The organism is Okeania sp. SIO2B9, from assembly GCF_010672505.1.
In the GTDB taxonomy this organism is placed as follows: Bacteria; Cyanobacteriota; Cyanobacteriia; order Cyanobacteriales; family Microcoleaceae; genus Okeania; species Okeania hirsuta.
Window position 1 is genome coordinate 1 of the sequence record NZ_JAAHGK010000656.1, and the last position, 4,256, is coordinate 4,256.

The window sequence follows — 4,256 nt, forward strand, 5'->3', positions numbered from 1 at the left end:
AATCAATGTAGTTGAAGAAAAACAAATTAAAGAAAAAGTTAAAGCAGTAATCCAGAAAATTCAATCAACAAAAACAAATCAAATTCCGCGCAGTATTTCATTATTTCAATATTTTATTAGTATTTTGATATCAGAGAAAATAATTGATTATTCTATAAATAGATATTATTGGCATATCACCCAAGAAGTTGTAAGTCTTTATCCAGCACTAAAGACTATTGACTCTACTTTTGAGTATGAAGAAAATGATTTTTAATACTTGCTTGCAACTTATTTTTCAACACGGTTGATTTCGGTTCAGCAATTTATTAGCTTGCGTTGCTGAACCATAAAAAGATATGGGTATCTAATAAAATTCTCATTTCCCCTCAAATGCATTAAGTATATCTTCTGGCAAAGGAGCATCGAAATCATCCGGAACAGTAAACTCACCTGCGCATAAACCAAATGGTCGTAACTGCTTGCTATTGGCAATAGTTCTAATTTCAGCGCTCGCTTGCTCATATCTAATAATTACAACAGTTTTTCCCTCTTCGACTAAACGCAAATATTTCAGTAGATCGCTTTGAATTTCATCACATAGTTACATTTAGCATGATAAAAAACCTCAGAATTTCTACAAAAACGATCGCTCAATAATCTTTTTCAAGATAGCAGGCAACAGGCAACAGGCAACAGGCAACAGTGGGAAAAACATTGCCTAGTCTAAAATTCATCATCAACATAAGTCAAACACCAACTCGTTCCTTACTATATCTTGAGTTGGGGCTGAATTTCAGCTGTGTCAGTCCAGTAGGGTGCATTAATGAAATGTAACGCACCATCTAGATTTTAATTTTCGGTGTGTTACGCTTTTTGAAGCTAAAAAATTACTCATCATGTTTGACTACAATATCAAAGTGTAGGACATCTTCCCGCACACCCCCAACTTTTCTATATAACTCTATTGCTGGATCGTCACCATAGTCAGCTTGAACAAAGATAACATAAGCTCCCCGATCGACAGCTATATTCTTGAGTGTGTCAATGAGCGCCATTGCTATACCTTGGCGACGGTGTTCAGTCGATACCGCCAAATCATATATATAAATCTCGCTGCGTTCTTGCTCAAATTTGTGAAGTTCATATGCTGCCAGACCACCCACCACCTCTCCATGTTTTAATGCAACCAACACGATAAAATAATCTCTGCTGAGTAGCTTACGAAGATAATCAGTTTCAGGTTTGACTTTGCAATAAGTTTCCACTTCATCAAACGCATCACCAAAAACATTGAGCAAGTCTTGCATTAGCTTTATATCTTTCTCAGATAGATGTTGAATGGTGATATTTTCTGTTGAGTTCATATTAATATATATCCCAAAACAAGATGGATACAAATAATATTTTCAGTCTTCTGGTCAACTCCAACAAACGGTTCATCAAAACAAAAAATATCGGCTTCCTTAATCAATGACCGTACCAAAAATGCTCGTTGTTGTTGACCGTCAGACCTTCTTATAAATTGGACATCTCCAAAAATTAAAAATAAAATCAATTATTATCTAGAAATTATCAATTACTCCTCCCTGTTCCCTGTTCCCTGTTCCCTGTTCCCTGTTCCCTCTTTTCTGGAGATGTCTATTACTTAGCTAACTTAATTACATTGAATATAAGGTCTCCATACCCACCCCATTTGTTGAGGAGTTTGTACTGATTGAACATAAACCCACTTTGACTGAGACTCTTGTCCTGCTGGTGGTTCAGTAACTCTCAGTTGAGTATTTTTAGCAAAATTGAAAGGCATATTATAACCTTTGGCATTGGGAAAATCTCGCACTGGAATATTCGGATATTCCGGGGAACCTATTGCCTGACAAATTGTCCCTATAGGTACTCCACCTGTTCTATTTCCTGTGTTGGGTAGTTGTGAGGCAGAGCGTGTATTGCAATTTTGCAGATAGGGAGTATATACCCAACCTTGAGAATTATTTGGTCCAGTTACTTGTGTCCATTGTCCATCATTAGACCTATTGATGACTGTTACAGAAGTACCGTTATTAAAAAAGGCAATATTTCTACCTCCATTTGGCTGGTCTCGGAAATCTACACCTGCACGACTATCTGCTGGTGAAGACTGAAGCTGACAAACTTGTTGTTGAGCAAGTAATATTTCATTGCTCTGGTTAACCCATAGAGTCCACTGGTCTGCCATGGCAATAGTTGGTATTTGACTTCCTAATAAAGATAGAGAAGTAATTGTTAATATTCTTAGGTAATTTAGCTTTTGCTTGATGTTATTTTTCATAAATATTCTGAATTATTTGTAATCACAAGTTTAGCTACTGACTATGTAAGTCTATATTTCAGATGTTTTGATTATTCTTAATACTTTATTTAGATAAAAACATCTTTTTTTTTAAGTAGCGTTATCTTTCTATTTTTTATATTTTAATATAAATAAAAATTTTTACAAGGGAGATTTACTAAGTTAACAAAAATCCTTATTTCCGCCAATAAACCTATCAACTCAAGAACAGGGAAATAAGGAATTTAAGCCAGCTTAAGAATGTAGTAAAAGCTTAAATACTTGTAACAAATATTGATCACGCCTGGTATCAAAGAAAAGTAACAAAGAGACTTCATAATTACGCACTCCTTTTTTAATTGTGCGTAGCGCTATATTATATCATGTCCGGTTAAACAGTGATAAATAAATAACTAGGGAGTCCTCAGGAGTCAGGAGTCAGGAGTCAGGAGGAAAGAGGGAAGAAAGAAGAACAACTGGAGTTGAAGGAGAAAGTTTTTTTATAACTAATTATCCGGACATGATATTACAGTAAACATAATATTAAATAAACCGGACTTTCTCAGACAAATCCGGTTAAAAATCAAAACGTTATTCGAGCAAAATAAATTATCCCTGACTACAAAACTTATCCACACAACGCACAAACATTTCTACTCCCATTCCTAGAGCAGTTTCATCAAAATCAAATCTAGGATGATGGTGCGGATAAGCTAAATTTTTCTCGGCATTTGCCGAACCTAAAAAGAAATAACAACCAGGTACTTCTTGCAGGAAAAATGACATATCCTCACCGCCCATTGTTTGACATTCTGGTACAACACCCGCAGGAGTTTCTACTAATAATTCAGCTACACTTTTAACCAAATCTGCCATTTTTTGATCGTTAATTAACGGGGGATAAAGAGGAATATAATTAAATTCATAACTCGCCCCGTGACTTTCACAAACTCCGGCAATAACCTGCTCAATTCGTTTAGCAAAATAATCTTGATAAGCCAAATTAAAATAACGTACAGTACCACCCATGCGGGCAGTATCAGCAATCACATTAAATGCCCGACCTGCATTTAATTCCCCAACTGTTACAACCGCTGAATCTATAGGATTAATATTCCGAGCTACTATTGTTTGCAAAGCATTAATAATTTGAGCTGCAACTACCACAGAATCTACAGTTTGATGAGGCATTCCTCCATGCCCACCTTTGCCCAAAATTGTGCAATTAAATCTTTCAGTAGCTGCCATTAAAGCACCACTGCGGACTCCTACTGTGCCGAGGGGTAGATTATTCCACAAGTGCAAACCAATGATGGCATCCACATCAGGATTTTTCAATACCCCCGCTTCAATCATTGGTTTAGCGCCTCCAGGTCCTTCTTCGGCAGGTTGGAAAATGATTTTTATGATCCCATCAAAATCTTGGCGATGGGTAGCGAGATAGTAGGCAGTACCTAGAGCGATCGCTGTATGTCCATCATGGCCACAGGCGTGCATCACACCATTATGTATCGATCTATATGGCACATCGTTTAATTCTTGAATTGGCAAAGCATCTAAATCTGCCCTGATAGCTAATACAGGTCCTGGTTTACCACTGTCAATAGTTGCAAGGATACCTGTTTTAGCAACTCCTTTTTGATGTTCGATGCCCCACTCTTGCAATTTTTGGCAAATAAATTCCCCTGTTAAATATTCTTTGAAACCTAGCTCTGGTCTTTTATGGAGATGTCGCCGCCATTCAACTAACAAAGGTTGTAGTTTTCTAATTTCTGGACGCAGTTGAGATTGAGCAACGGAATTTGAGGTCGGAATAGTTGAAACCATATTTTTTATACTGAGTTATTAATTTTTGATTGTGGTTGGTAAGGGTAAAAACTTCTCTAAATCAAGTTAGGCGCGATCGCTCAAACTGTAGCTAATGTTGCTCTAGCTCGTCAAATGAAGGTTAACCTCCGAGGCATTATCC

At 36.8% G+C, this 4,256-nt stretch carries 5 protein-coding genes and 1 pseudogene; 1 reads left to right on the forward strand and 5 read right to left on the reverse strand.

Features of this window, described 5'->3' with window-relative positions; genetic code table 11:
• A partial coding sequence (locus tag F6K13_RS20940; RefSeq protein ID WP_287288261.1) for a hypothetical protein occupies positions 1 to 256 on the forward strand: 256 nt, incomplete at its 5' end.
• Positions 257 to 358: 102 nt separating this feature from the next.
• On the opposite strand, the gene F6K13_RS20945 is transcribed toward F6K13_RS20940, so the two are convergent.
• From F6K13_RS20945 to F6K13_RS20965, 5 genes and pseudogenes are all read right to left on the reverse strand, one after another.
• A complete protein-coding gene (locus F6K13_RS20945) occupies positions 359 to 547 on the reverse strand; it encodes a type II toxin-antitoxin system Phd/YefM family antitoxin (RefSeq protein ID WP_124155551.1) in 189 nt (62 codons plus the stop codon).
• 322 nt (positions 548 to 869) lie between these two features.
• On the reverse strand, positions 870 to 1,346 hold the full coding sequence (locus F6K13_RS20950; protein WP_124155552.1) for an AAC(3)-I family aminoglycoside N-acetyltransferase: 477 nt from the start codon (positions 1,344 to 1,346) through the stop codon (positions 870 to 872).
• Positions 1,347 to 1,378: 32 nt separating this feature from the next.
• Positions 1,379 to 1,492 (reverse strand): annotated as a pseudogene (locus F6K13_RS20955) (manganese ABC transporter ATP-binding protein); the annotation flags it as partial.
• A gap of 144 nt (positions 1,493 to 1,636) precedes the next feature.
• The gene (locus tag F6K13_RS20960) at positions 1,637 to 2,287 is read right to left on the reverse strand and encodes an SH3 domain-containing protein (RefSeq protein WP_124147715.1); all 651 of its coding nucleotides are present in this window, start codon (positions 2,285 to 2,287) and stop codon (positions 1,637 to 1,639) included.
• A gap of 609 nt (positions 2,288 to 2,896) precedes the next feature.
• Positions 2,897 to 4,114 carry a M20 family metallopeptidase gene (locus tag F6K13_RS20965; RefSeq protein ID WP_124147714.1) on the reverse strand — a complete coding sequence of 406 codons (1,218 nt, stop codon included), beginning with the start codon at positions 4,112 to 4,114 and terminating at the stop codon, positions 2,897 to 2,899.
• Between the last annotated feature and the right edge of the window lie 142 nt (positions 4,115 to 4,256).